Raw genomic sequence first — 2578 nt, forward strand, 5'->3', positions numbered from 1 at the left:
CGTCTGGGCCGATAGCGATGCATGTACTATCGCCGAGAGCGGCAACGATTACGTCTCGTTTTTCCGCGCCCGCCGCTTTGGTAAGTCCGATGATTTCGTTTTGCGCGGCAAACTTCCACAGCTCTTGTCCGTTGGAGAGCAGCGCGAGGATTTGCCCGGAATCCAACGCGCACACCAGTTCTTGTCCAGGGAATCCGTGGAGGTTGGCTGTCAACAAATGGCCGTTTCGGGCGGGCGCTCCGATGGGTACTTCAAATCGTGGGATTCCGTCGGGCTTGTAGCAGTGCAACAATCCGGCATCGTCCCATACGGCGAGGTGCGGCGTGCCTGTCCAATGCCGAAACACAACGGGGGAGGTTGAGACCGGGGCCGGCGATTCCCATCGCCACCGGAGTTCTCCCGCGGCGTTGAAGCTGGCCACGTCGCCCGACAACGACGCTGCGTAGACTTCTAGGAGTCCATCTCCGTCCAGATCGGCTGTCGCCGGTGCCGCTGTTATCGGGCCGTCCATTTCCGCGGACCATCGCAGTGGGGGAGGGAAGGTCAGCGCGAAGTCGTGGACAATGGGTTCTCCTTGCGGAGCCGCCAATACGAGTCGCGCCGTGAGCGTTGGCGCGCCATCGAACGTGCCGGTAATCCGGCCGATGGCGGAAACCGAGTCACCATCCGCGGCGGAGAACGGAAGTCCCGATGGGGTGATAGCAAAGCGGTCGGGCACGGTCGCTTCGATGACTCCGCTCATGGCCACACCCGTACGGTTGGCCCATCCATAGTTGATGTTCGCGGTGCGTGTCTGACCTGCGGGCGGGTATTCGGCAGAGATCCATAGTCCCGCGGGCGCTGCCCAGGTGCGAATCGGCAGACTCGCGACCAGTGTCGGCGAATCCGTCGCGTTCAGTTCCACCGGAGACGTGTCCGCCGGATGTTTTGATACCTCACCGGTGAGCAGGTTCGAGACGTGTATCGGATCGATCTGAGAAGCAATGGACGCATGGTCTGGAATGCCGGATAGCAATGCTGCCGCCGCACCGTCTTTGTTGCGAAGGACATCGGCATCCGCACCGGCCCATGAGTGACGTCCCACTCGTACGAACCCATCCAGCGGCGTTTCAAAACTCAGTGTGTCCACTTGGGGATCGGGGCTTTTCCAACCCACGGGAGGCGCTTCCACGTTCACGACGAACTCCGAGGCGTTGAGCTTTCCGGCAATGAGCGCGCCCTTCCGGCGTTGTCGGACTTCTTCGGATTCGGTAGCGGGAGATTCGAGCGTGGCGAGGTTTAGTCCGAAGTCGACTGCCCCGACGCGCTCCCAGACGCGCAGTCCTTCCGGCGAGAGTTTCAGGCTCAATATCTTGGCGGTTTCGGCGCGGATGGAGCGCAGGTCCTGGGCGCGGTCCGATGGACAGACTATCAAGTGGACTGGCAGTGAAGCGTCGCCAATGCCTCGGAGTAGACCGTCGATTAGCGAGAACCAGAGCGGCCCGGCACCAGCTAGACCGTCGGTGATGATGAAGGCGGTTTCAACGTGGTGGTCCTTTGCGAGCGTCTTGCCCAGGGCAACGCCAACTGCCTTCGCGTTGGAACGGAGCGAATCGCGGCTCGGCGGATTTTCGCCGCCATACCCTTCCCACGTGAAAGTGTGGAGGGACTGTGACGGTCGCGTATCGAGCGCCACTCCCCAAGCGCCAGCGTCTATCGCGCGGGAAATTTTCTTTTCGGCCCGGCTGGTGAAGTCCAGCACCGCATCGTCGTTTACGTAGGGCGACTGACGGGTAGGTAAGGAGACTGTGAGGCAGTTCTTCAATACCCCGGCGCGCCGAAGCCGGTCGAAGAGGTTGGCAAGTCCGTCCTCAGTGGGCGGCCGCTCCTCCTTGGGCAGGGAAATGCCTGTATCACCGAGGAGGAAGCCATCGACTTTCGCGCGCACCCAAAAGTCGATGTCCCGATCTTCCCAGGATGCTTGGGTATTCGCCACTTGCAGGACCGTGGGGATGGAAGGAGGCAACGGTTTTTCATTGCCTGCGCCTCCGCACAGGGTTAATCCCAGAATCAGGCGTAACGGAAGCCCTACCCCTATCATGTGGCTGCCACGAAGTGAATGGTACTGCTTTAACCTCTACTCCGCCCAGCCCAAGGGGCGGATTCATGGGACGCCGCCTTTGCCCTCACGAAAGCGACGATCGGGAGTATGCCACGACGCGAGGCGTTATTCCACGCGCGTGACGTTGACCGCTTGAAGGCCTTTGTTGCTTTCCAGAATCTGGAAGGCAACTTCTTCGCCTTCTTTCAAGGTCCGGAAACCTTCCATGGTGATCGCCGTGTGGTGGACGAAGACATCCGGGCTGTTGTCTTGGGTAATGAACCCATAACCCTTCTGGTCATTGAACCACTTGACACGACCTTTCAACAAGCTCTGAGCCGATCCATTTGTACCTTCAGACACTGCTTTGCCCTCACCGAATTACAACTACCATTCTTTTTTGGAAGGACCCTGAGAACCGAACTCGTTCTCGACACCAGATCCGCCTTGCAGCCTGTAGGATATCGATACGGGGTGAATCTGTCAATAGGTTAGTAC

Annotated in this window: 2 protein-coding genes; both read right to left on the reverse strand. The window is 59.6% G+C overall.

Annotation, left to right across the window (positions count from 1 at the left end):
• Positions 1–2080 (reverse strand): hypothetical protein (locus K1Y02_26895; protein ID MBX7260011.1); only part of this gene is annotated, 2080 nt, incomplete at its 3' end.
• Positions 2081–2206: 126 nt separating this feature from the next.
• Entirely contained in the window at positions 2207–2410 is a 204-nt protein-coding gene (locus K1Y02_26900) for a cold shock domain-containing protein (protein MBX7260012.1), read from the reverse strand.
• Between the last annotated feature and the right edge of the window lie 168 nt (positions 2411–2578).

The organism is Candidatus Hydrogenedentota bacterium, assembly GCA_019695095.1.
Lineage (GTDB): Bacteria > Hydrogenedentota > Hydrogenedentia > Hydrogenedentales > SLHB01 > JAIBAQ01.